The organism is Congregibacter sp. (assembly GCF_045107095.1).
GTDB lineage: Bacteria > Pseudomonadota > Gammaproteobacteria > Pseudomonadales > Halieaceae > Congregibacter.
In genome coordinates this window covers 55,789-78,787 of sequence record NZ_JBGCFU010000013.1, presented here as the reverse complement: position 1 = coordinate 78,787, position 22,999 = coordinate 55,789, and the positions used below count along the sequence as shown (strand labels likewise).

The 22,999-nt window shown below is 55.0% G+C and carries 17 protein-coding genes; 11 read left to right on the top strand and 6 right to left on the bottom strand.

The genetic code is table 11. From position 1 onward, the window contains the following. Nucleotides 1–22: 22 nt before the first annotated feature. Genes AB8B76_RS02745 through AB8B76_RS02735 form a run of 3 tightly spaced genes read right to left on the bottom strand, consistent with a single transcriptional unit; the run spans nt 23 to nt 3,205 of the window. Complete coding sequence (locus AB8B76_RS02745) at nt 23–826, bottom strand: enoyl-CoA hydratase/isomerase family protein (RefSeq protein ID WP_405269940.1); 804 nt, start codon at nt 824–826, stop codon at nt 23–25. Between the two features lie 55 nt (nt 827–881). Further along, nucleotides 882–2,015, bottom strand: a complete 1,134-nt coding sequence (locus tag AB8B76_RS02740; protein ID WP_405269937.1) for a CaiB/BaiF CoA transferase family protein — start codon at nt 2,013–2,015, stop codon at nt 882–884. A 14-nt stretch (nt 2,016–2,029) separates the two neighbouring features. Further along, the gene (locus AB8B76_RS02735) at nt 2,030–3,205 is read right to left on the bottom strand and encodes an acyl-CoA dehydrogenase family protein (RefSeq protein WP_405269934.1); all 1,176 of its coding nucleotides are present in this window, start codon (nt 3,203–3,205) and stop codon (nt 2,030–2,032) included. A gap of 143 nt (nt 3,206–3,348) precedes the next feature. Here AB8B76_RS02735 and AB8B76_RS02730 point away from each other — a divergent pair, with 143 nt between their 5' ends. Then, on the top strand, nt 3,349–4,353 hold the full coding sequence (locus tag AB8B76_RS02730; RefSeq protein WP_405269931.1) for an AraC family transcriptional regulator: 1,005 nt from the start codon (nt 3,349–3,351) through the stop codon (nt 4,351–4,353). A gap of 65 nt (nt 4,354–4,418) precedes the next feature. After that, the gene (locus AB8B76_RS02725) at nt 4,419–7,289 is read left to right on the top strand and encodes a DUF748 domain-containing protein (protein WP_405269929.1); all 2,871 of its coding nucleotides are present in this window, start codon (nt 4,419–4,421) and stop codon (nt 7,287–7,289) included. Nucleotides 7,290–7,291: 2 nt separating this feature from the next. Here the strand turns inward: AB8B76_RS02725 and AB8B76_RS02720 are convergent, their stop codons facing one another. Then, nucleotides 7,292–8,992: a class I adenylate-forming enzyme family protein gene (locus AB8B76_RS02720; protein WP_405269926.1), complete on the bottom strand. Its 1,701-nt coding sequence runs from the start codon at nt 8,990–8,992 to the stop codon at nt 7,292–7,294. A 210-nt stretch (nt 8,993–9,202) separates the two neighbouring features. Between AB8B76_RS02720 and AB8B76_RS02715 the strand changes: the two genes are divergently transcribed. Then, nucleotides 9,203–10,225 (top strand): phosphotransferase, encoded by a 1,023-nt coding sequence (locus AB8B76_RS02715; RefSeq protein WP_405269923.1) that lies wholly within the window; start codon nt 9,203–9,205, stop codon nt 10,223–10,225. A 19-nt stretch (nt 10,226–10,244) separates the two neighbouring features. Here AB8B76_RS02715 and AB8B76_RS02710 read toward each other — a convergent pair whose 3' ends face one another. Then, nucleotides 10,245–12,008 carry a DUF3336 domain-containing protein gene (locus tag AB8B76_RS02710; RefSeq protein WP_405269920.1) on the bottom strand — a complete coding sequence of 588 codons (1,764 nt, stop codon included), beginning with the start codon at nt 12,006–12,008 and terminating at the stop codon, nt 10,245–10,247. Nucleotides 12,009–12,224: 216 nt separating this feature from the next. On the opposite strand from AB8B76_RS02710, the gene AB8B76_RS02705 reads away from it, so the two are divergent. Both AB8B76_RS02705 and AB8B76_RS02700 read left to right on the top strand, forming a co-directional pair. Then, on the top strand, nt 12,225–13,292 hold the full coding sequence (locus AB8B76_RS02705) for an efflux RND transporter periplasmic adaptor subunit (RefSeq protein ID WP_405269917.1): 1,068 nt from the start codon (nt 12,225–12,227) through the stop codon (nt 13,290–13,292). A gap of 2 nt (nt 13,293–13,294) precedes the next feature. Continuing rightward, on the top strand, nt 13,295–16,345 hold the full coding sequence (locus AB8B76_RS02700; RefSeq protein WP_405269914.1) for an efflux RND transporter permease subunit: 3,051 nt from the start codon (nt 13,295–13,297) through the stop codon (nt 16,343–16,345). Nucleotides 16,346–16,391: 46 nt separating this feature from the next. Here AB8B76_RS02700 and AB8B76_RS02695 read toward each other — a convergent pair whose 3' ends face one another. Then, nucleotides 16,392–17,957: an acyl-CoA synthetase gene (locus tag AB8B76_RS02695; protein ID WP_405269911.1), complete on the bottom strand. Its 1,566-nt coding sequence runs from the start codon at nt 17,955–17,957 to the stop codon at nt 16,392–16,394. A 133-nt stretch (nt 17,958–18,090) separates the two neighbouring features. Between AB8B76_RS02695 and AB8B76_RS02690 the strand changes: the two genes are divergently transcribed. Genes AB8B76_RS02690 through AB8B76_RS02665 form a run of 6 tightly spaced genes read left to right on the top strand, consistent with a single transcriptional unit; the run spans nt 18,091 to nt 22,998 of the window. Further along, nucleotides 18,091–18,882 (top strand): putative hydro-lyase, encoded by a 792-nt coding sequence (locus tag AB8B76_RS02690; RefSeq protein WP_405269908.1) that lies wholly within the window; start codon nt 18,091–18,093, stop codon nt 18,880–18,882. Between the two features lie 56 nt (nt 18,883–18,938). Then, nucleotides 18,939–19,670: a 5-oxoprolinase subunit PxpA gene (locus tag AB8B76_RS02685; RefSeq protein WP_405269906.1), complete on the top strand. Its 732-nt coding sequence runs from the start codon at nt 18,939–18,941 to the stop codon at nt 19,668–19,670. Continuing rightward, nucleotides 19,663–20,349 carry a 5-oxoprolinase subunit PxpB gene (gene pxpB / locus AB8B76_RS02680; RefSeq protein ID WP_405269904.1) on the top strand — a complete coding sequence of 229 codons (687 nt, stop codon included), beginning with the start codon at nt 19,663–19,665 and terminating at the stop codon, nt 20,347–20,349. Before AB8B76_RS02685 ends, pxpB begins: the two co-directional genes overlap by 8 nt. Next, nucleotides 20,346–21,287 (top strand): biotin-dependent carboxyltransferase family protein, encoded by a 942-nt coding sequence (locus AB8B76_RS02675; protein ID WP_405269901.1) that lies wholly within the window; start codon nt 20,346–20,348, stop codon nt 21,285–21,287. The genes pxpB and AB8B76_RS02675 overlap by 4 nt, the downstream gene beginning before the upstream one ends. Continuing rightward, a complete protein-coding gene (locus AB8B76_RS02670) occupies nt 21,284–22,144 on the top strand; it encodes a glutamate cyclase domain-containing protein (RefSeq protein ID WP_405269899.1) in 861 nt (286 codons plus the stop codon). Before AB8B76_RS02675 ends, AB8B76_RS02670 begins: the two co-directional genes overlap by 4 nt. Continuing rightward, nucleotides 22,141–22,998 (top strand): aminotransferase class IV, encoded by an 858-nt coding sequence (locus AB8B76_RS02665; RefSeq protein ID WP_405269896.1) that lies wholly within the window; start codon nt 22,141–22,143, stop codon nt 22,996–22,998. Before AB8B76_RS02670 ends, AB8B76_RS02665 begins: the two co-directional genes overlap by 4 nt. Nucleotide 22,999: the final 1 nt, after the last annotated feature.

Below are 22,999 nucleotides of genomic sequence, written 5' to 3'. Positions count from 1 at the left end.
TGCCCCGGTATAGCCTTCAAGTTCAACTCCCTTTGAACGCCGGTGGTCGTTTCTCGAAGAACGCTACAACACCTTCGGTGGAGTCGTCACTGGAAATGCAGATGTTCTGCATCGCCGCTTCCTGAGAGATCATTTCTCCGAAGTTTAAGTCGGCCGCCATAGCAATAGCTTTTTTACTAAACTGCATCGCTAGAGGCGCCTTCTTTGCAAGCTCCGCAGCCCACTCAAGCGCCGCCTCTGTTTCCTCGCCATCTTCTACAACACGATTACACAAGCCCCACTCGAGGCAGCGCTCAGCGTAGATGCGCTCTCCGCCCACAATAACTTCCAGTGCTCGCTTGCGACCCAGTGCGCGGAGCAGCTGCCAGGTAGCGCCGCCGTCGGGAATCAAACCGATAGCAGCAAACGCCTGGTAGAGATAGCCCCCTTTGGCCATGACCACCAAATCGCAGGCCATCATGTAAGCGCTTCCGATGCCAGCTGCCGGACCACTAACCTCTGCAATCCAAAGTTTGGATGAATCGGTAATTCCGAGAATACTCGGCTTGTATTCGTTTTTTAGCATGTGCTCCGTCAGTTGCCCACGGTGCGCAGGGTCGCCACCCGCACTGTCTTGCAGATCGGCGCCAGCACTAAATGCCCGCCCTGCCCCCGCCAGAACAATAACCCGCAATTCGGGGTCAGCATTAAGCACGTTCACAGCAGCCATCATTTCCTGACGAAGCGTTGTGGAGAAGGTATTCAACTTATCGGGGCGGTTCATTACCAAACGGGCCACGGGCCCGTGTTTTTCGATCAGCAGAGTTTCAAAACTTAGGTCACTCATGAATTTATCCTATAGTCATTTTTATTCGGCCAGAGGGTACGCAGCACTTCTACCTCTAATTAATCGCGCCTGCATCACGCAAACTGGCAATCTCCTGCTCGGCAAAACCCATTGCGCCCAACACCGATTGAGTGTCGGCTCCATTGGCTCGCGCTCCGTGAGCAACCGTGGCTGCCGTGCGGGAAAAGCGCGGCGCAGGGGCCGGTTGTACAACGCCATCGACCTCTATGTAACTCTCGCGTGCGACCGCAGCACTGTGCCCTGCCGCCTCGGTAAACCGTAGCACGGGGGCAAAACAAACGTCTGTACCTTCCATGAGCTCGCACCACTCATCGCGCGTCTTCTGCCGAATCACGTCACCCAGCGCCTGCTTTTGCTCAGACCACCTTTCCGGGTTGTTCTGCTCGGCAAACTCAGCCTCTGATAGCCCTGCCTTCTCCATAAGAAGCGCATAAAACTGCGGCTCAATAGATCCAATGGAAACGTACTCACCATCGGCACATTCATAGGTATTGTAAAAATGGGTACCGCCATCGAGCATGTTCGCCTCGCGCTGATCCGCATTCCAAAGGCCAGCAGCGTGCAAGGTATGAAACATCCACATTAGCTGCGCGGCGCCATCGACCATAGCAACGTCGATTACCTGGCCCTGACCGGAGCTCGCAGCCTCAAGCAACGCCGCCAAAACACCGTTTACCAAAAGCATTCCGCCGCCGCCCATGTCTCCCACAAGGTTAAGCGGCGGCATGGGACGTCCCGCACCCTCTCCATTGGCAAACAAGGCACCGGTAAGGGCTATGTAGTTAATATCATGACCCGCAGAAGTTGCCAGAGGCCCTTCTTGCCCCCAACCGGTCATCCGGGCAAAGATCAATTTGGGATTTCTTGCCAGACAGACGTCGGGCCCTATGCCGAGTTTTTCGCAGACCCCGGGACGGAACGGGTCGATAAGTACATCAGCGTTTTCCACCATGCGCAAAAGGGCTTCGATTCCCTGTGCGGATTTGAGATTGAGCACGACGGACTTCTTCCCTCTCCCGCTGACACTTTCAAGGGGTGAAGGTGCATCGGCGGCCGACCGATCTACGCGAATAACTTCTGCGCCGAGGTCTGCGAGCATCATGCCGCCCATTGGAGCGGGTCCGATACCCGCCAGTTCAATAACGGTGTATCCGTTAAGCGGTCCCATAGGAGCTCTCCAGCTTAAAAGTTGCGGGTGTTGAAGGGTTGATATTGGTCGCCCAGGCAATCTCTGCTCACGATGATCTTCATTACCTCTGAGCTACCAGCGTAGATCGTGGCAATCTTCGCATCGGTAAACTGCCGACTGATCGGATATTCGTCCATGTAACCTGCACCACCGTGAAGCTGGACGCCGACATCAGCTACCTTGACTTGCAGCTCACTGGTCACGAGCTTTGCCTTCGCTGCATCCACTGCAGTCAGCTCCCCTGCATTGAACGCCGCGACACACTGGTCTACATAGTTCTGAGCGATATCCAGATCTGTTCTTAGCTCTGCGAGCTTGAACTGGGTGTTCTGGAAGGCCGCCAGCGGTTTACCAAAGGCTTTCCGCTCCCTGACATAGTCACAGGTCAGATCCCAAGACAGTTGCGCCGCAGCCAGATAACCGCAGGCACCGATAAGACGCTCTTCCGCTAGCCCTTCCATCAGATAGATAAAACCTTTGTGGGGTTCACCCAGAACGTTAGCCTTGGGCACTCGCACATCATTAAAAAACAGCTCCGCTGTATCTTGAGCTTTCATACCCATTTTTTGGAGATTACGACCCCGCTCGAAGCCTTCCATACCGCGCTCTACAATAAACAAGGTCATAGCGTGGGGGTTGTTTTCGGGGTCAGTTTTGGCTGCAACAATTACCACATCAGCATTGATGCCATTTGAAATATAGGTTTTCGAGCCATTGAGAACCCAATGATCGTCATGCTCTACAGCGGTGCTGCGCATGCCCGCCAAATCACTTCCCGCGTCCGGCTCTGTCATGGCAATAGCCAAAATGCTTTCGCCACTGGCACACTTTGGTAAAAATCGCTGGCACTGCTCTTCCGTTCCAAAACGAGTGAAATAAGGGCCCACAAGACGACTGTGCAGCGTGCTGTACCAATCCCCTACCCGAGCATAGGCCGTCTCTTCGATGATCACCTGCTCGAAGCGAAAGTCCGCGTCCCCCATGCCGCCGTACTTTTCCTCAGGCCACACCATCAGAAACCCTCGCTCGCCGGCCTTCTGGAAAGCCTCACGATCAACGATGCCGGCCTCTCGCCAAGCCTCCATATGTGGCACAATCTCGCTACTGAGAAATTTGCGATAAGCATCGCGAAACATAACCTGCTCTTCTGTGAACGCACGTGGCAACATGGAAATCTCCTATCCAACTAGTCAATACAGCGCCGCAGTATGGTTTTCGCGCCAAGGAGCAACAATGACTGTCATTAACAGAGAAATTGACCCCAGATGACAGCGCTATTTGCACACGCTTTCAAGCTTCAGGAGTAATCTCGGTGAGCGACGCTGCGAATAAGGTTTCCGTGTCCGTTCACTTTGCCAAGGCGATCCTGAAGCATTGCCTGGAAGCAGGTATCGATACGCAAGCTCTTCTTCGCGGACAGCGGATCCCTCCCAGGCTACTGCATGAGCCCCAGGCCCGAATCAGCATTCAGCAGGTGGCAGATTTGCAAACCAGCGCGATGCAGGCTCTGGGAGATGAAAGCCTTGGCTATGCCGACCGCGCGGTTCCCTTGGGCACCTGGGACATGATGTGCCATGCGGTCATTACCGCCCAAACTCTTGGGCAGGCCTTGCATCGCTACTGCCGTTTCTTCGAACTCATGGACGGCGGCATGCAACTGGAACTGAGCCTTGAAGGGGATGCCGCCAAGGTCAAACTTGCGTCGACCGCGAGTACTCACGGCGCCTACTTTTCTGAGCTGTGCCTACTCAACACACATCGCTTTGCGTGCTGGTTGGTGCAAGAGGAACTCCCGCTACGCGAGGTGCACTTCCAGCATCCACCGAGTACCCGCGCTGCAGACTATCGATTGATGTTTATGGGCAACCCTGTGAGCTTTGAACAAGAAGATGCCTGCCTGTTTTTTGGCGAATCACTTCTAGAAAAGCCTGTCATGCAAACACCCGAGTCTCTCCGCCGCTACCTCATACATCCGGTATTGACGATGCTCACAACAAGCTATGACTTTAGCTGGACAGCAAGGGTTAGAGCACAACTGCGTCAAAATTTACTATTTATGCCCGAACTGACCGACGTCGCTGCAGCACTGGAATTGCACCCACAGACATTGCGACGACGTCTGGCAGCTGAAGGCAACACCTTCAAACAGATTAAGAGCGATATTCGTCGCGATACGGCGCTGCATTTTCTGGGTAAACGCGCCTTGAGCGTAGAAGAAGTCGCTCACCGCGCAGGCTTTTCTGAAGCGAGTGCATTCATACGCGCATTTAAGGGCTGGACAGGACTGACCCCCTACGCATACAGAAAAGGCTTATAACTGAGTGCAGGCGCGAATCACTTGCACTCCCGTGAAAGTTCAAATTGAGAGGTTCTGAACAAGCTATGCCATCTGCCCTTCGCACTTTGTTTCGCTGGTGTCTCCGCGGCTACCTTTTTTATCTCTTCCTATGCCTCTTCGTGGTATTACCGGCATTGAACATCATGGCTCCACGGCTTGCTCATGACGCTCTCAATCGAGAACTCCAGAGCGAAATATTACTCTTCAACCCTTTCTCTCTGGCCCTGGAAGCTCGAGGAGTCAACATCGTCGAGCCCAGTGGGCACTCCCCCCTCGGCTTTGACTCCCTGGAGGTGAACTTGTCTCTCGAGAGCCTTTGGGAGCCGGGCATCGTCCTCGACGAATTCAGTATTGAACAACTAGATGTACACGTACTCCGTCACGCGACCGGTGAGTTTCACTTTGCTGATCTGATCAGCGATTCCGAGGAAACGGAGACCGAAGACGAGCCGACTGAAGTACCTGGGATCACCATCCATGATTTACTCGTCGAAGCCCATACGATCCGATTCACTGATGAAACAAAGCCGGGAACGTACACAACAGCACAACGGGACTTTAGAGTACGCACGAAGAACCTGACGACGGTACCGGAACGCCAAAGCGACGGAGATCTCGTGCTTACCGGCGACGGCGGCGGAGAAATACGCTGGAACGGCGAAATGGCTGTGGCTGCAGGCAACAGTCGTGGGCGCGTGATTTTAGAGGGTATAGACCTCACTCCTGCGTGGCGCTACGAGGCTGATACGCTGCCTTTCGTGGTCAACAATGCTCGCTTAAGCGCTGCGTTCAATTACAGCGTCGACTGGAACGGCGACCTCCAGGCGAGCCTGAGCGACAGCGAGATACGCTTGAAAAAAGCCGACCTGCGCCCTTCAGACTCAGATAGCATTCCGAACACCTGGGTAATGCTTGAAGAAGTTGCGGCTACCGGTATTGCCATGGATCTCGCAAAGCGGTTCGTAGATGTTGATGCGGTGACCATCGATGGTTTGGAGATCGGTGGTTACGATGAAGAAGGCGATCCGAGCCTGTTGGCGATGTTCGGTATCGAGCCGGAGCAATCAGAAGTGGATAGCCCCGAGACTGATGCCGAGACTGCAGACCGTGCCGAAACCGCTGACAGCGCTCCGTGGAAGATAAGCCTCTCCACATTCGATTTACAAAACAGTGGGGTCGCTTGGCGCACGAACTATCTTGCACCGGAGGAGATGCGATTATCACCGCTTTCCGTCACGGTGCAGGACGTGGCCTGGCCCGCAACTGCGGAGTCCCCCTATCAGCTTGCGCTCGCGATTAATGAAAACACCATGCTCAAAGTAGCGGGCTCGCTAAATGTTGAAAGTGGCAGCGGTAGCGCAAAAGCCGAACTCGCCAACTGGCCCCTTCCCTGGCTAAACCCCTTGGTCAATGAACAGGCCCGGGCACATATCGGACGCGGAGACTTCTCACTGCAGTCCTCTGTCAGTCTAAATGCCTTTGCGCCTGACAAAATTGAAGCTGCGTTGCAGATCGAAGATTACAGCACGGTGCTGGACGAAACCGGGGAAGAGGCCTTCACCTTTGACATGCTCAGCCTGGATGGCATCGCCGCTGACGTACCCGCGCAATCCTTACTGATAGATAGCTTTAATCTTCAAAAGCCCTCCGGCTCCCTGCACATCCGTGAAGATGGCGTGATCAACGTCAATGGTATTGTACGCAGCGGGCCTCAAGTCGATGAAGGTTTGGAAGAAGAGTCAGAAGTCGACTCTGGTACAGAGGACGCTGCATGGCGTGTTCAGTTGGCCAAGCTTAGCCTCCGTGATGGACGTCTCGACTTTGCAGACGCATCTCTCCCGCTTCCCTTTAAGACGCTCATTGATGGCGTCGAGGCGGATATACAGGACATCGATACGGCCTCCGAGAAACCCCTCAACATGGAGTTCAAGGGCAGCGTAGATGGCTATGCGCCCGTGGTAATACTCGGCAGCGGCAAGCCCTTCGCTGATCGTCGGGACGGTGAACTACGCTTCACCTTTAGAGGTATGGATATCGCAACCATGTCGCCCTACTCAGGAACTTATGCAGGCTACACGCTGGATAGCGGCACGCTGAGCCTGGATCTCCGCTACGCCCTCGACGGACAGACGCTGGATGGCGACAACCGTATCGTCATATCGCAGATGGAACTTGGGGAGCCCGTGGAAAGTGAGCTTGCGATCGATGCCCCGCTAAAACTCGGCATTGCATTACTCACGGACAGCAAAGGCGTTATCGACCTCTCAGTCCCGATTAGTGGGGATGTGGACTCGCCAGATTTTTCTCTCGGCCCCATCATTGGCAGAGCGATCACCAACATCATTGTAAAAGCCGTAACCGCCCCCTTCAGCCTGCTAGCGGGTCTTGTCGGTAGCGATGATGACCTTGAAAACATCGCCTTCACCCCGGGCAGCAGCGCCCTGGAAGCAGAGGCGCAACGCTCTCTGGAGGCGCTGGGTACAGCGTTACTGGAGCGTCCTCAGCTAAACCTGCGCATTGCTGGTGGCGCAGACCCTATCGCGGATAGCGCAGCGCTCAAAGAAAAGCTTTTACGCGAAGAACTGAGTGCCCAGGGGATTAACGCCGCCATGATCGACGGGCAGAGCGAGGCGTTCGTCAATGAATTGACCTCGCGCTACGAGGCCCTAGCGTTAACCGACAGCTCCGCAGATGACGACTCTGAGGATGTCCGCGTCGAGCCTGCCGAGATGTGGCAAACCCTTATCGATCAACGCACATTACCCAAGGTCGCCTTGCAAGATCTTGCCACGGAAAGAGCCGCTATCGCTAAACGGGAACTGGTAACGATCGGAGGAGTTGATCCTGCACGCATTGCGATAAGCTTTGACGCTGAACTTACTGCAAGCGGCGTGCAGATGATCGTAGACAGTTAAGGTTAAACAGCATCGCTCAAAGACAGAGAATCTTGAAGGGCGCGCTTTACGAACTTGCCATTTGCATTTCGAGGCAGGGGCTCGTCCTGAAGCCAGATGTAACGCGGTACCTTGAAGGGAGCTACGATGGCTTTGCAGTGCTCACGTAAGGCTGCGGCCTCGAGAGTCTCGCCGGGCTTAACGTAAATCGCGGCACCCACCTCTTCACCAAGGCGCTCATCAGGCACGGAAAACACCACACACTCGGCAACGCTGTCATGGCTGAACAAGGCATTTTCCACCTCGGCACAGTAGACGTTTTCACCGCCGCGAAGGACCATATCCTTGGCGCGATCGACAAGATAGATAAAACCGTCCTCGTCGATATAGGCGATATCACCGGTACGGAACCAGCCATCCACAATGCTTTCAGCAGTCGCTTCAGGTCGATTCAAATAGCCCTTAACGACTGGTGCACCTCGCACCACGAGCTCACCAATTTCATTTGCAGGCAAATCAGCGCCATCGCCATCAATACACTTGGCCTCAAAAGTCGGCATTGCGGGACCCACACTCGTGGGCCGATCGAGAAAGAACTCAAGAGCCAATGCAGCGATAATTCCTGATGTCTCGGTCAGGCCATAGCCCGTGTTCGGTCGGGTTCCCGGCATAGCCGTCGGCACTTTTCCAACAAGATCGGGCTGCATCGCTGCTCCGCCACCGCCAATAGTCTTAAGAGACGAGACGTCGCGCTTTGAAAAATCAGGATGGATAATCAGCTCTCGCGTCATCATCGGTACGGCGCTAAACGCGGAGATTTTTTCCGCCTCTATCAAACGCAGCGCCTCACCCGCATCCCACTTGTACATATGCACCAGACACCCGCCCACCAAGGTGGCAACGTGCGCTACGCAGTTGTTAGCAGTTACGTGGAACAACGGAGTGGCGACAAGCGCCCGAATCGGCGCATCGCTACCCGGAGCCGCCGGCTCTTCACCCGCGGCGTAGGCCAGAGCCCGAGGCTGCACCGAGTTGATAAAGGCCACGTTCATCACGTTGTTTACACAACTACGATGGGTCAACTGAGCTCCTTTGGGACGCCCGGTGGTTCCCGAAGTATAAAAAATACAGGCATCAGAGTCGGTATCAATCTCTACGTCGGGCATAGCACCCTCGCCGGAGGCAAGAGAGTCCCATGCTTGCGCCCACGCAGACACATCACTCTTCGCCCGGACAGCTACCACCTGCATATCGGCAAACTTCTCGCGGATCTCGTCGAAGCGTTGCAGCCGCTCTTCGTCAGCTATAAGTACCCTAGGAGCTGAATCCTGAAGGGCATATTCCATTTCATGGGGTACCCACCAAGCATTCATGCCCACTGCAACCGCGCCCATGCTTGTGATCGCCCAATAGGCCAGCATCCACTCGGGGTAGTTGCGCATGGCAATCGCGACACGATCACCAGGCTCCACACCCATCTCTGAGAGAGCATGGGCAACCGCAGCCACGCGACGATGAGCCTCGCTGTAGCTTATGCGCTCATCCTGATAAATGAGATAATCGTTATCGCCGTGTCCCGCGGAAGACAGCCAAAGGTCGCGCAACGAATTCGGTGCGTGTACATAGCTAAGAATCCCTACACCGTGAACATCGGTGCGGTGAACTTCAAACATTTGTCCTGGAGAAGTGAATTCGCTCCAGGCTTTCTTTAGCTCTGCGTACATGTGCTCATCCTGTTTATTTTAATTTGACCGGTAGCGGGCTTCGGTGAATTCAATCCGCTCGGGGCTCGAGAGAATAGCTGCAGTTCCGCGCAGTGACAACTTTTCGGCGCTGCAAGCGAACAGCTCCAGAACTGTGTCCAGAAACATCCAATTGCAAGGAGAGACGAGCTGCTGCAAACTCGCCCGCTTGCACAGCGTTCAGAGTGAAGTATGAGCACACAAACCCTTGATATCGATGCACTCCAAAACTACCTGCACGACAAGTTGCCGGGCTTTTCCGGACAGCTAAAAGCTGAGAAATTTGCCGGCGGACAATCAAATCCCACGTTCCTGCTAAGTGACGATTCACAGAAGTGGGTTCTTCGTAGAAAACCGCCGGGAGAGCTTTTAGCGTCGGCCCACGCGGTGGACCGTGAATATCGTGTAATGAGCGCGCTGCGGGATACAGATGTCCCAGTGGCCAAGACCTACCTGCTTTGTGAAGACGAAAGCATTATTGGCTCAATGTTTTACATCATGGAGTATCTGGAGGGCCGGGTCTTTTGGGACCCAGAACTTCCGGAGGTCGACTCGGCTGAAGAACGCACGGCCATCTACAATGATATGAACCGCGTGCTCGCCGCACTGCACAGTGTTAAGCCCGCAGATGTCGGCCTTGACGACTATGGCAGACCGGGAAATTACTTCGAACGTCAACTCGGTCGCTGGACAAAGCAATACCGAGCTTCGGAAACCGAGCACAGCCCAGCCATGGAGCGTCTCATCGAATGGTTGCCTGCACACATGCCCGAAGACGATGGTCTCGTAAGTCTGGTACACGGTGACTACCGACTGGACAACCTCATGTTCCACCCTACGGAGCCCCGGGTGATCGGCGTCCTTGACTGGGAGCTATCAACGCTGGGCCATCCCATGGCCGATCTTTCTTATCAGGTAATGGCATGGCAAATGCCGGCAGGAGATGGCTTACGAGGACTTACCGGCTGCGACCGTGGCGCGCTGGGGATTCCTACCGATGAGGAGTACATCGCCGCTTATTGCGAGCGCACGGGCCGTACAGACATCGCCCATTGGAACTTCTATTTGGTGTTTTGTTTCTTCCGCTTGGCGGCGATCCTTCAGGGCGTGAAGAAGCGATCTCTTATCGGCACCGCATCCAGCGCCGAGGCAGATGCCAAAGGCGCACTGGTTGAGCCTTTGGCCGAAATGGGCGTTCGCTACATCAACCCCTGAACAGCGTAGAAGGCGCCGCTCAAGCCGCGTCGCTGACTCGCTCCGAGTCCTTGCCCTTAGCTCCCGATGGACGTGAGGCGCCACTCTGACTCTTTGGCGCCTTCTTGGGCACACGCTTAACCGCTTTCTTGCGTGCCGGCTTGGTTGCTGATTTGGTTGTCGACTTAGGCGCTGACTTAGGCGCCGATTTAGGCGCCGATTTAGGCGTTGAATTGTCGACCGGCGAAGATGCCGCTCGGTCCAGACGCTGGGAGCCGGTTTCACGCATCGCTTCACGGTCGGAGCGTGTCGGGGCTGGCCGGCGCCGAGATGCTCGGGGACGCTGATACTCGTCACCCTGCGGCCGCAGGTCTCCGTATTCGAAGCGATGTAAAATCTCTTCCATAGTCCGCGATATCTTGGTGCAGGTCCGAATAGACTCTACCGCAGGGAACGCCGATCGCTCCCCCGCCTCCATAAGATCCATGAGTTCTTTTTCAGATAGATGCGCCAGGATCTTGCCCGGGTTATACCAGCGGAAACTGGGCACAATGTTGATGTCACCACTGTATTCCTGATCCATAAGCGCGTGCACGCCATTGAGCAGCAAATTGAATCGAGGCCAGTTATCGCCCTGCCGCTGAGCCACTCCCCGGTAAAAGTTCAGCATCTCTCGCCCCATACCGACGCCCAGAGACCCCAGAGCACGAGTCAATTGGCTTCGCTCCTTGCCGCCGTTAAGAAACGGCGTGGCTATAGGGTTCACCATGCTCACTATGTAGTGATTGGTGCTGTACAACCGCGATAAGCGCTTCGCTGGCAGGTCGTCGGCAATACTTCCATCAACCCAGCGACGAGTGGGCAAATAGGGCTGTGCTTCTCCATGAACGTTTCTTGCCATCAGCGTGACCGGCGGGAAAACCCCGGGCACGGCGCAAGACGCCATAACGGCTGAGCGCACAAATACATTAGGTGAGGTAATTGCATTCAAAAGTCTGGAGCGCTGGTGCGGCTCTGCCGGCGCTACCGTGATACTGATCTGGCGTCCGGTCTTTTCGTAGGCTTCCTGAAAAGTCAGATCCGGGATCAAACGCGCAACGATCTGCTCGAGATCACCGACATCTATCTGTGGATTGCTGCCAAAAAACATCCGGGAAAATGCGCTGGCTTCGCGCTCAGCCTCAAAGTGCACATTGGCCGGATCATAGAACCGTGTGAGTTCTTTATCTGTATGCGTGCCCACTACCCCTGCGACCAGGGAGCCGGCACTCGCGCCCGAGATAACCCGCGGTAACAAATTTTGCTCAAGGAGCGTTTTAACCACACCCAGATGATAAAAACCGAGAACCCCGCCACCGCTTAGCATCAAGGCAGAACGGCCGAAGCAGATATTTGCCCGGTAAAAGAAGTCCATTTTCTGCTGAATATCGATCTCTTCGACATCCAAATCGGCCAAATAGCGCAAGGCATCGTCAATTTCGTCGATGTATTGCTCTATGAGCTGTTTGGTTCCGTGCTTGGCCCTTCGATAGAGGGAGCTACGTCCCATACCACCCATGTTGCCGTGGATACCCTCATTCAGAGTAAAGAGAAGGCCCTGATAATCATTGCGCACACGTAAACTGCGAAGACGATCCAAACGTAGGCGAATCTGCGCATAATCATACTGACGGCTTTGGTCGACGTTTCTCCAGCGCTTAGCGCCGCTGACTTCGTCATGCTGCTGAGCTGCCTCAGACCAATCCTCATAACTGAGGGCTGCGTCCATGGTCTTTTCAATCTTCTTCAACTTCCGCGACGACATCCGTTCTCCCACTACGCCAACCTGAATAGACGTAGCATAACGCACCTTGGATACCCAAAAACATTACCTAAGGTAACAAACTGACACGGCCCTGCAGCCTCATAGACGAGAATTTGGGATGCATTTAGTCACCCCAGACCCTACACTTCGCCACAATTGTTGACTCTCCTTAGATGATCTAAGTCATCGCTGAACTAACAAAAAAGGGATACTCCTGTGCGCGCTTATCTCGTCGCCGCTCTACTTTTACTGCTGATATTGGGGGGCACTGCCACTTACGTTCTACAGCGTTCCTCAGCCATGGCCTCCGGGGACTACTCAGCTCCGCCGGTCACTATTGCTGCAGGCACCGCTGAATCAAGACCCTGGCGCGAAACCATCGATGCCGTGGGCACGGTTAGAGCCGCCCGAGGGATTTTGCTCACCGCTGAGACCACCGGCGACATTACCGCGATGCTCGTTCAGTCAGGGGATAGTGTCGAACTTGGCCAGCCCTTAGTTAGCATCGATGAAGAGTTTGAGGTCGCCACACGCAAGCGCCTGGAAGCCAGACTGCTTCTGGCAGATCAGCTCTATCAGCGAGACGCGCGCCTGATAAAGGAAAACTCTATCCCCCAAAGCCAACTGGATCAGTCAAGAGCAGACCTCCAGTCGGCACAGGCTGAGCTTGCAGAGATCGATGCGGTGCTCAAGAACAAGCGTATTAGCGCGCCCTTCTCCGGCCGTCTGGGTATTTTTCAGGTTCGTCTGGGCGACTACGTCGAGGCGGGGACTGCCTTGGTCACTCTGCAGGACGTTTCCAGCCTGGAAGTGGACTTTTCGGTTCCCGACCGCTACGCCCCACTCATGCAACCCGGCCTGAGTATCTCCCTGCGAACAGCCGCTTTCCCGAATCAAAGCTTTACCGCCACACTAAGAGCGGTCGATTCTCAAATTGATGAAAACACTAGAAATCTGCAGGTTCGTGCTAGCGTTGATGAGGGAGAAGGCTTGCTTCCGGGAATGTTCGCCAGTCTTGTAATAGACCTCAACCGCGAGACTCTCCGCGTATTTGTCCCCGAGACCGCGGTGAGCTATTCGCTGCAGGGGAATCTTGTCTACGTTATCGAGGAAGATGACAACGGCCTCTTTGTAAGCCCGCGTGTCGTGAAAACCGTCGCTGCCAACAATGGCGAGGTCGTTATCGTCGATGGCGTAGCGGATGGAGAGCGCATAGTGATCGCCGGGCAAAACAAGCTTTACCGCGGCGCTCGGGTCCAAATTGACCCAGACGCAGGTATCTGAGCATGCGCTTCACAGATATTTTTATACAACGCCCAGTCCTCTCGGTAGTACTCAGTGCCTTTATCCTCATCGCCGGGCTCGCTTCTCTGGGGAAGATCACCCTTCGAGAGTTCCCAGAGCTGGAGCGGAGCATTATTTCCGTCACAACCGTTTACCCCGGTGCAAACTCGAGAACCATGCAGGGTTTTGTCACAACGCCGCTACAGGTGAATATCGCTGGCGCGAGAGGTGTTGAGTACATCACGTCATCCAGTAATCCCGGAGTTTCATCGATACAGGTGCACGTGCGGCTTGGAGAGAACACCTCCAATGTGCTCACGGAAGTTATCGCTAAAGTAAACGAAGCGCGCGATGAGCTTCCCGATGATGTTCAGGATCCCGTCATTTCCACCACGGGAAGTGGTGACGCGATGATGTATCTCGCCTTTGTCAGCGAGCAAATGACACCTTTTCAAGTGACTGATTATCTCCTGCGCAGCGTTCAACCGGAATTGGCCACGATAGAAGGTGTCGGTAAAGCCGGCATATTTGGCCGCTATCTCGCCATGCGCATTTGGCTGGATCCTGTACGCATGGCAGCACTGAACGTCACATCCAACGATGTGAACGCGGCGATCCGAAGGGACAACGTAATTAGCACCGCAGGCGCCACAGAGGGCGAGTGGATACGGGTCACCGTGGATGCTGTGACCGGGATGCGCACGGCGAAAGAGTTCCAATCGCTCGTCGTTCGCCAGGATGAAGACCGCCAAGTGAGACTGGGTGATGTAGCCGAAGTCGAGTTGGCCGCGGAGAATAACCAGTCGCGTCAGTTCACCAGTGGTCGAGACACGGTCTTCATGTCGATCACCACGGCGCCGGATGCCAACCCACTTTCAGTTTCTGCTGCCGTCCACGACATTCTCCCCGCGATTGAAGCCAACCTTCCCGCTGACATGGAACTCATCATGGACTGGGACAGCTCAGTCGCCATTGATGATGCACTCCAAGAAGTTATCAATACTCTGCTGGAAGCAGGTCTTATTGTCATTCTGGTGATCTTTCTGTTTTTGGGCTCCTTCCGTGTGGTGTTGATTCCGCTCCTGGCGATACCACTTTCGCTCATCGGCGTGGTGTTCATCATGCTGAGCATGGGGTTCTCACTAAACCTTCTCACGCTGCTTGCCATGGTAATCGCCATCGGTCTGGTCGTTGATGACGCTATTGTCGTTGTGGAAAACGTCCACCGGCATATCGAAGATGGTGCCACGCCCATGCAAGCTGCGATCGAAGGGGCCCGGGAGGTCGCTCTACCCGTCATTGCCATGACCCTCACTCTCGCCGCCGTCTATGCCCCGATTGCCTTCATCGGTGGACTCACGGGAGCGCTGTTTAGCGAGTTCGCTCTCACGCTTGCAGGCGCTGTACTTGTTTCCGGTGTGGTTGCGCTGACACTCAGCCCCATGATGGCCTCGCGCTTTTTGCAAGGGCACGAAGATCAGGGTCGCTTTGCGGACATGCTGGATAACTTCTTCCACCGCATGAATAGCGGTTATCAGGGCATGCTCACGCACTGTCTCAACAATCGTGGTGCTGTACTGATGTTTACAGCCGGTATACTACTCAGTCTGCCCGCACTGTTTTTGGTTAGTCAAAGAGAACTGGCGCCCGAGGAAGATACAAGCTCTCTCTACGTCGTTGGATCGGCCCCGAGCTATGCAAACCTCGATTATGTAAACGTCTTCCTGGATCAGGTCGTGGATATCTGGAAGGAGATTCCCGAAATTCAGGGGTCTTGGCAGGTTGCAGAGCCGGACAGCAATTTCGGCGGACTGAACATGACCAGCTGGAAGGAACGGACTCGTACCCAGCAAGAAGTACAGCAGGAACTCCAAAGCAAGCTGGGCAGCATCGCGGGGATGGAGCTTTTCAGCTTCGGTAACCCTCCTTTACCGGGTTCAGATTCCGGACTTCCGCTTAGCTTCGTTGTCGCATCCACGGCGCCCTACGATGAGGTGGAGCGGGTGGGCGATGAACTGCTCAACGCAGCCCGACAATCTGGCATGTTTACTTTCGTCAGCCAGAGTCTCGATTTTAATCGACCGGAAATCAGCGTCAACATCGATCGAGAGCTAGCCTCGCGGCTGGGCATTTCGATGCAGGACATCGCCAATACCTTAGCGGTGATGCTAGGAGAAGCCGAGGTCAACCGGTTCACCCGCGAGGGTCGCAGTTACAAAGTGATCCCCCAGGCAGGGAGAGATTTTCGTCTTACCCAATCAGAGCTAGAGAAATACTATCTGCGCACCACTGGCGGCGACCTGGTACCGCTGTCCAGTGTTATCAGCCTTCAGACCCGAGTTGAGCCCAACACGCTATCCCAGTATCAACAGCTCAACAGCACGACAATCCAAGGCATGATGATGCCGTCAAATACCCTGGGCGATGGATTGAGCTTCCTTGAGCTCCAGTTGGCGGAAATAGCCCCTCGGGGATTTCGCGTTGGCTACACCGGAGCGTCGCGGCGCTACGTTCAGGAGAGCGCGACGTTCCCCATCCTGTTTGGCATGTCCTTGCTACTTATATTTTTGGTGCTTGCAGCGCAGTTCAATAGTTTTCGCGATCCTCTCGTCGTGTTGGTGGCCGTCCCGCTATCAATTTTTGGTGCGATGCTGCCCATGGCGATGGGAATAATGACACTGAACATCTACACGCAGATCGGCTTACTGACGCTCATTGGGCTCATTGCGAAGCACGGCATTCTCATTGTGGAATTTGCCAATCATTTGGTCCGCGAGGGCGCTGACCGGCGTAGCGCCGTGCTGGAGGCCGCGACTCTGCGTTTACGTCCGATCCTGATGACGACTTTCGCGACGGTGCTGGGCGTTTTACCTTTGGTGCTCGCAGCGGGACCGGGCGCCAATGCACGCTTTGGTATCGGCCTGACCATTACCGCGGGCATGCTCATTGGCACTCTCTTCACGCTATTTGTACTGCCGGTGTTTTATCTCCCGTTTAGAAGCGAGGCTAAAGCAGAAGACACGGCAGGCGAAGCGATCGCGCAAAACAGCTAAGGCACGACCCTAACCTGTTTATCAGAAACCGGGGCAACGCAAGGGCTCACTCCTTGACGTTGTCGTCCCTCGCCGCAGCTCGGTACTCTTCCACGAGATGGCGCTTGTAAAGCTTGCCGTTATCAAGGCGAGGCAGACTTTCATTGAAATCGATAGAACGCGGGATCTTGATGTGTGAGAGCCTTTCGCGAAGCCACTCCATCAGTTCAATGGCAACCTCATCCGTAGCATCTACCCAGTTCTGCGGCTGGACCACCGCCTTCACCTCCTCCCCAAACTCCTCGTGAGGTATACCGAATACGGCGACGTCAGCGACCTTGTCGTGAGTTATGAGCAGATTTTCGACCTCCTGCGGATAAATATTGACGCCACCGCTGATGATCATGAAATGTTTGCGATCGGTTAGATACAGATAACCCTCTTCGTCCAAATAGCCCACGTCACCAGTGTTAGCCCAGCCTTCTTCATTGTAAGACGCGGCAGTTTTTTCGGGCTCTTTGTAGTACTCGAAAGCCGCTTGGGCGCCACTGAAGTAAATCGCACCGATCTCTCCCGCAGGTAACTCACGGCCCTCATCGTCCACAATGTGAAGTTCTCCAAGCATTGCACGCCCAACCGAACCCTTGTGACTCAGCCATTGGGGAGAATCTATCAGTGTCGCGCCAATAGACTCGCTCGCCGCGTAATACTCCACGATCACCGGGCCCCACCAATCAATCATTCGCTCCTTGGTCTCAATGGGACAGGGCGCCGCAGCGTGTATCGCAAACTGCATGGAGCTAAGGTCATACTTGTCGCGCACTTCTTCGGGCAGCTTCAACATACGTACAAACATAATGGGAACCCACTGACTGTGAGTCGCACGATATTCTTCGATGAGCGCTAGTGCCCGCTCGGGATCAAACTGCTCCATGATCACCGTCGTACCGCCCATGTACAGAGTGAGCATGTTGTAGTGCAGCGGCGCTGCGTGGTAAAGCGGTGCTGGCGATAGGTAAACGGTTTCTTCACCAAATCCGAACGCTGCGCCCAAGGTACCGGCAAGAAAATGCGGAGCGTGCACATCATCCGAATCAGGGGGTACAAAAACCCCCTTAGGCTGCCCCGTGGTCCCCGACGAATAGAGCATAGGAACGCCGTTGGCCTGATCCTCCACAGCCGTAGTTGGTTGAGCGTCGATGGCCTCTTCCCAGGATTCAAAGTCGTCGCGCACACCACCGACCATAAACTGATGAAGCACCCCCGCAGCATTCTCCGTTGCAGCAATAGCTACCGACGCCACCTGGGGCGAAGCAATAAACAGCTTCGCCTCGCAGTTACTGAGAATGTACGCAGTCTCCTCTGCTTTGAGGTGGCTACTGATGGCGGTGAAAATTAAGCCCGCCCGCTGAGCGCCCCAGCATATCTCCAGATACTCCCGGCGATTCTCCATCATCAAGGCTATGTGGTCGCCGGTATTCAAGCCCAAAGATCGGAACAACTGAGCCGCCTGGTTAGACCGTTCGTCTAACTCCCGATAGGTAACCATCGTGTCACCGCCTCCCAATGCATCAGCCACAATGATGGCGGGCTTATGGGGATAAACTTTGGCGGTTTCGCTGGGATGAGGCATCCGGGGCTCCTGCAATTTGTTATTCGACTATCTAAAGATACTATAGAAAATTCACGGTCTCAGGTACTCTACTTTGTTCTATTTACGGTCTCATTCAGGCAATCCCTTCACAGCTGATATGTAGGTTAGAAACGTGGAAGTAGTCGCAGGCATTACCCCCTCAGCGCTTCGCGAAAAAATACGCAGCGGGGAGTTTTCGGACAATACATCAGGCCTGGCGCCCGGTTTCGTGCAGTGCAATATCGTTATTTTGCCGTCCCAGTGGGCCGCTGATTTTCTGCGTTTTTGTCAGGCCAATCCGCGCCCCTGCCCTCTCATCGCCTGCAGCGCTTCGCCGGGTGACACGGGGCTCGCAAAGCTCGGTGATATCGATATTCGACGAGACATACCTTCCTATCGGGTGTTTCGCGATGGCGTCTTTGATGCCGAGTGCGGTGACATCGTGGATCTTTGGACTGACGATCTCGTGACCTTTGCCTTGGGCTGTTCCTTCTCTTTCGAAGAGGCGCTTATGGAAGCCGGGCTGGACGTGCGCAACATCAGCGAAAAGGTCAATGTGCCAATGTTTCGAAGCAACATTCCCTGCGAGTCCGCAGGACCCTTTTCGGGTGATATGGTGGTAAGCATGCGCCCATTTCTACCTGCTGATGCGATACGCGCTATACAGGTGTGCAGTCGTTTTCCCGCCGTACACGGCGCGCCAGTACACCTCGGTGATCCCGGTGCAATTGGCATTGCGGACATCAACGCTCCCGACTACGGTGACCCGGTAACTATTCAAACTGGAGAGTTACCCCTGTTTTGGGCCTGCGGTGTCACACCTCAGGTGGCACTGGAGAACGCCGCGCCCCCGTTTGCAATTACTCATAGCCCGGGATGTATGTTGGTGACAGACATGCGCAATGCTGAACTGGCTATTCTGTAGGCCATGCTCAAAATCACGCAGATGTTTAAGACAGACTACTTACAGGAGCGCACAAAGTGTTATTAAACTGCGATTTGGGCGAGAGTTTCGGTAGCTGGCGTATGGGCCTGGACGAGGATGTTATGCCTTTTCTTGACCAAGCCAATGTCGCCTGTGGTTTTCACGGTGGCGACCCTCTAACCATCGAAAAGACACTTAAGCTGGCTGCCGAGCATGGCGTGTCTGTGGGCGCTCATCCGGCCTATCCAGATCTCGTCGGCTTCGGCAGACGAAGCATGGCCCTGTCCGCCGACGAGCTCCGCAGCACCCTCCTTTACCAAATCGCTGCGATTGACGGTATGGCTAAAACTGTGGGTGTAGAACTGCAGTATGTGAAGCCCCACGGCGCCCTGTACAACGACATGATGGCGAACCCGGAAGTTCGCAAAACCGTAATGCAATCGGTAGCGGCTTATGCAAAGCCGCTGACACTCATGCTGCAAGCTACTAGTGACACCCAGAAGCATGAGTCGGAGGCTACCTCCTTGAATCTCCCTCTGTACTTTGAAGCCTTTGCGGACCGATGCTATGACGATGACGGCCGCCTGCTCTCACGACGCAAACCCGGAGCCGTCCACGATCGAGATCGAATGCTCGCGCAGGTCGAACAACTCGCACGGGAATCAACGGTTACCACGGTATCTGGAGAAACGCTGACGCTTCAGGTAGACAGTTTGTGCGTCCATGGCGACAACGCCGAAGGTGTACAAGCCATCCAAGAGATTCGACAGCTACTCGCCGATGACTGACCTACGGATAGAGTGCGCAGGAGAGGCAGGGCTCATCGTCTACCTGGGCAGCGAGAGCTCCCCGGCAGTCGCCGCCAGGGTGCAGGCCCTTGGAGATGCCCTGCGCCCCGCCTTAGGATCGGTATTGGTAGACCTAATTCCTTCCTACGCCTCACTGCTCGTCCTATTTGACCCACTAAAAAGCGACCGCTATCACGTGAGTCAATGCATCAGAGCTTGCGTACCTGATCTTGCAACGAGCACTACCGACAGCGGCCGGCTCGTGGAGATTCCCGTGTACTACTCGATCGAGAGTGGTGAGGACCTTCAATCTCTTGCGGACAGCAAAGGTTTGTCCGTGGCAGACGTAATAGACATTCACAGTCACCAGGAGTATCGCGTCTATGCCATAGGCTTTGCACCTGGCTTTGCATATCTTGGCGACGTCGACCCACGTATAGCGGCCCCCCGGCTCAGCACACCGCGCCAGAAGGTGCCCCGCGGCGCAGTGGCCATTGCTGACAGACAAACAGCGGTTTATCCCTCGGTTTCACCTGGGGGCTGGAATCTCATTGGTCGCTCGCCCCAACGAATGTTCGATCCTGAGTCAACAGAACCTATGCCGGTGCACGTAGGTGACCGCGTGCGCTTTACCCCCATTGACCTGTCAGCCTTTCTAGAAGCTGGGGGCGAGCTTTGAGCAGCCTGGAAGTGCTACAGCCGGGACTACTGAGCCTGCTGCAGGATCAGGGCCGTTTCGCGCAGGCGGCCATAGGCCTGACAACGGGTGGTCCCATGGACTCCCTCGCTGCATCTCTCGCGAATCGTCTTCTCCAAAACGCGCCTAACGCCACGCTGATCGAGGCTAGCTTTGGCGGCATCTCCCTTCGTGCGACCAAAAACTTGCAGATCGCGGTAACGGGAGCCACCCTCCCCCTTAGCGTGAATGGAGCAGAAAAAGCCCTCTGGTCGGTGATCGATCTTGCAGCGGGAGATGAGCTCAGCCTTGGTTACAGCACTACCGGCTGTCGCAGTTACATTGCGGTGCGCGGTGGTTTTGCCATTCCCGAGACCTTTGGCAGTAGTTCCACCGTTGTTCGTGAAGGTATCGGGGGCCTTAACGGCGGGCGGCTTGCTGTGGGAGATACGCTCCCTACTAATCCAAGCGACGCCGTTCAGCGTTTGTGGCTACCCCCTGAGATGCGTCCAAAGTATCACCATCGTGCGACCGTACGAGTGATCCCCGGGTATCAGCACAAGTATTTCCCCCGCCTTGAGCAACGGCGCTTTTTCGATAGCGACTACACGGTAACCGATCGCAGCGATCGCATGGGCTACCGGCTGGAAGGCCCGGTGATCAACTGTGACATCGAGGGTATTTTGTCCGAAGGCATTGCTCCGGGCGCAATTCAGATCCCTGCCGATGGTCAGCCCATTGTGTTACTTAACGATCGGCAAACCATTGGCGGGTATCCAAAGATTGGTTGCGCTCTGTCTCTAGATTGCGCGGCGCTCGCGCAATTGCGTCCGGGAGACACGGTGACCTTCACCGCAATTTCTGAACACAGCGCTCACAATGCGCTACATCTCGCGCATGCATTTGAGCGCTCCCGAAAACCAGAGCCAGCACCGCAATGAACATCAGCAAACTGACCGATTCAATGGAGCATCTGCTGGTTGAGCGCAACCTTCGACGCATGGCGGAGCTGAGACCTGCCTTGGAATCAGGTTATGTACTCCGCGCAGGAAGGCTATTGGCAGAGGCTAATACAGTGCTCATAGGCACGGGTTTTCCTGTGTTAGAAACCTTCGAAACCGACGGCCCCCTCGGAGCTATTGCCCTGTACAAAGCGCTTGAGCAGCTTGGAAAAAGCTGTCATCTGGCCTGTGCTGACCCGTTGGCGAACGCCCTTAAGCAGGATTTCGAAGTCCTAAAGCTACAAGCTTTTGACCTTGATTCGGCGCGTATGGAAGCCGAGTCAATGCTCGCTAGACTCAAGCCCGATGTCGTGATCTCCATAGAGCGGCCAGGACTTGCAGAAGACAATCGTTACTACAATATGCGCGGCGAGGATATTTCGACCCGCTGCGCCATATTTGACTATTATTTGACCCTTACACCGGGGGCCAGCATAGCCATCGGTGATGGCGGCAACGAAATCGGGATGGGCAAACTTCAGGCAGAAGTTAGCGCTCTGGATATCCACGGAGCGGCGACAAGCTGCGATGAGCTTCTCATTGCGGATGTCTCAAACTGGGGCGCCTATGCCTTGGTCGCGATACTTGAAGCACTGACGCAAACACCGCTACTCGCTTCGGTAGAGCACCATGACACGCTTCGCTATTTGTCAGACCGTGGCAGCATAGACGGTGTCACGCGAGAGAACACGCTTACCGAAGACGGACTGCCAGCGTCGGCTGGCGCAGACTTACTTAGCCAGCTCCAGCAGCGACTGGATGAGTATGATCCTTCACAGGAGAACGAAAGGGTATGAATCAGGTTTATCTCAATGGGCAGTTTATGCCGATGAGCGAGGCGAAAATCTCGCCCATGGATCGGGGCTTCCTTTTTGGTGACGGAATTTACGAAGTCATCCCCGTTTACAGTGGCAAGAGCGTCGGACTAGGGCCACATTTGACGCGCATGCAAGAAGGCCTGGATGCGATTGAGCTTTCAATGGTTATCGAGCACGACGAGTGGCGAAGTATCGTTAACGAGCTGGCCGACTCAAATGAGGGTGAAAACCTCGGCATTTATATTCAGATCAGTCGGGGCGCTGACAGCAAGCGAAATCATGCCATGCCCGTAGGCATAGAAGCCACGCGTTTTGCATTCGCATTTGAAATCGCACCTCCGCCTGCGGCGGACAAAAATCTGGCCAAGCGCTATGAGGTTTCTGCAACGCGGGATCTGCGCTGGCAGCGCTGTAACATCAAGTCCACCTCATTACTGGGTAACGTCATGCACTATCAGCATGGCCACTCCAAAGGTCATCATGAAACGCTGCTCTTTAATGCCAATGATGAGCTCACCGAGGCTGCTGCTTGCAACGTATTCATTGTGAAAGATGGCGTCATCTCCACCCCGCTTCTGGATCACCAGAAGTTACCGGGCATCACGCGCCTGATGCTTCTGGATATGCTGCGAAAGCACTCTCCCCGCACCATCGAGGAGCGAGTCATCACGCGTGAAGAAGTCGATCGTGCGGACGAAGTCTGGCTCACCAGCTCCAGCAAGGAAGTAGCGCCGGTAGTCGCTATCGAGGGCATCCCGGTCGGGTCCGGTGAGGTAGGCGATGTGTGGCTTGAAGCAGAGTCGCTGTTTAGCCAGCACCGCTACGAGTACTAGC

Excerpts from the sequence above, each read along its gene's own strand:
- AB8B76_RS02720 (WP_405269926.1), bottom strand. The coding sequence starts at position 8,992 with ATGTACGCAGAGCTAAAGAAAGCCTGGAGCGAATTCACTTCTCCAGGA.
- AB8B76_RS02715 (WP_405269923.1), top strand. The coding sequence starts at position 9,203 with ATGAGCACACAAACCCTTGATATCGATGCACTCCAAAACTACCTGCAC.
- AB8B76_RS02735 (WP_405269934.1), bottom strand. The coding sequence starts at position 3,205 with ATGTTGCCACGTGCGTTCACAGAAGAGCAGGTTATGTTTCGCGATGCT.
- pxpB (WP_405269904.1), top strand. The coding sequence starts at position 19,663 with ATGACTGACCTACGGATAGAGTGCGCAGGAGAGGCAGGGCTCATCGTC.
- AB8B76_RS02695 (WP_405269911.1), bottom strand. The coding sequence starts at position 17,957 with ATGCCTCATCCCAGCGAAACCGCCAAAGTTTATCCCCATAAGCCCGCC.
- AB8B76_RS02700 (WP_405269914.1), top strand. The coding sequence starts at position 13,295 with ATGCGCTTCACAGATATTTTTATACAACGCCCAGTCCTCTCGGTAGTA.
- AB8B76_RS02710 (WP_405269920.1), bottom strand. The coding sequence starts at position 12,008 with ATGTCGTCGCGGAAGTTGAAGAAGATTGAAAAGACCATGGACGCAGCC.
- AB8B76_RS02745 (WP_405269940.1), bottom strand. The coding sequence starts at position 826 with ATGAGTGACCTAAGTTTTGAAACTCTGCTGATCGAAAAACACGGGCCC.
- AB8B76_RS02740 (WP_405269937.1), bottom strand. The coding sequence starts at position 2,015 with ATGGGACCGCTTAACGGATACACCGTTATTGAACTGGCGGGTATCGGA.
- AB8B76_RS02670 (WP_405269899.1), top strand. The coding sequence starts at position 21,284 with ATGAACATCAGCAAACTGACCGATTCAATGGAGCATCTGCTGGTTGAG.
- AB8B76_RS02665 (WP_405269896.1), top strand. The coding sequence starts at position 22,141 with ATGAATCAGGTTTATCTCAATGGGCAGTTTATGCCGATGAGCGAGGCG.
- AB8B76_RS02725 (WP_405269929.1), top strand. The coding sequence starts at position 4,419 with ATGCCATCTGCCCTTCGCACTTTGTTTCGCTGGTGTCTCCGCGGCTAC.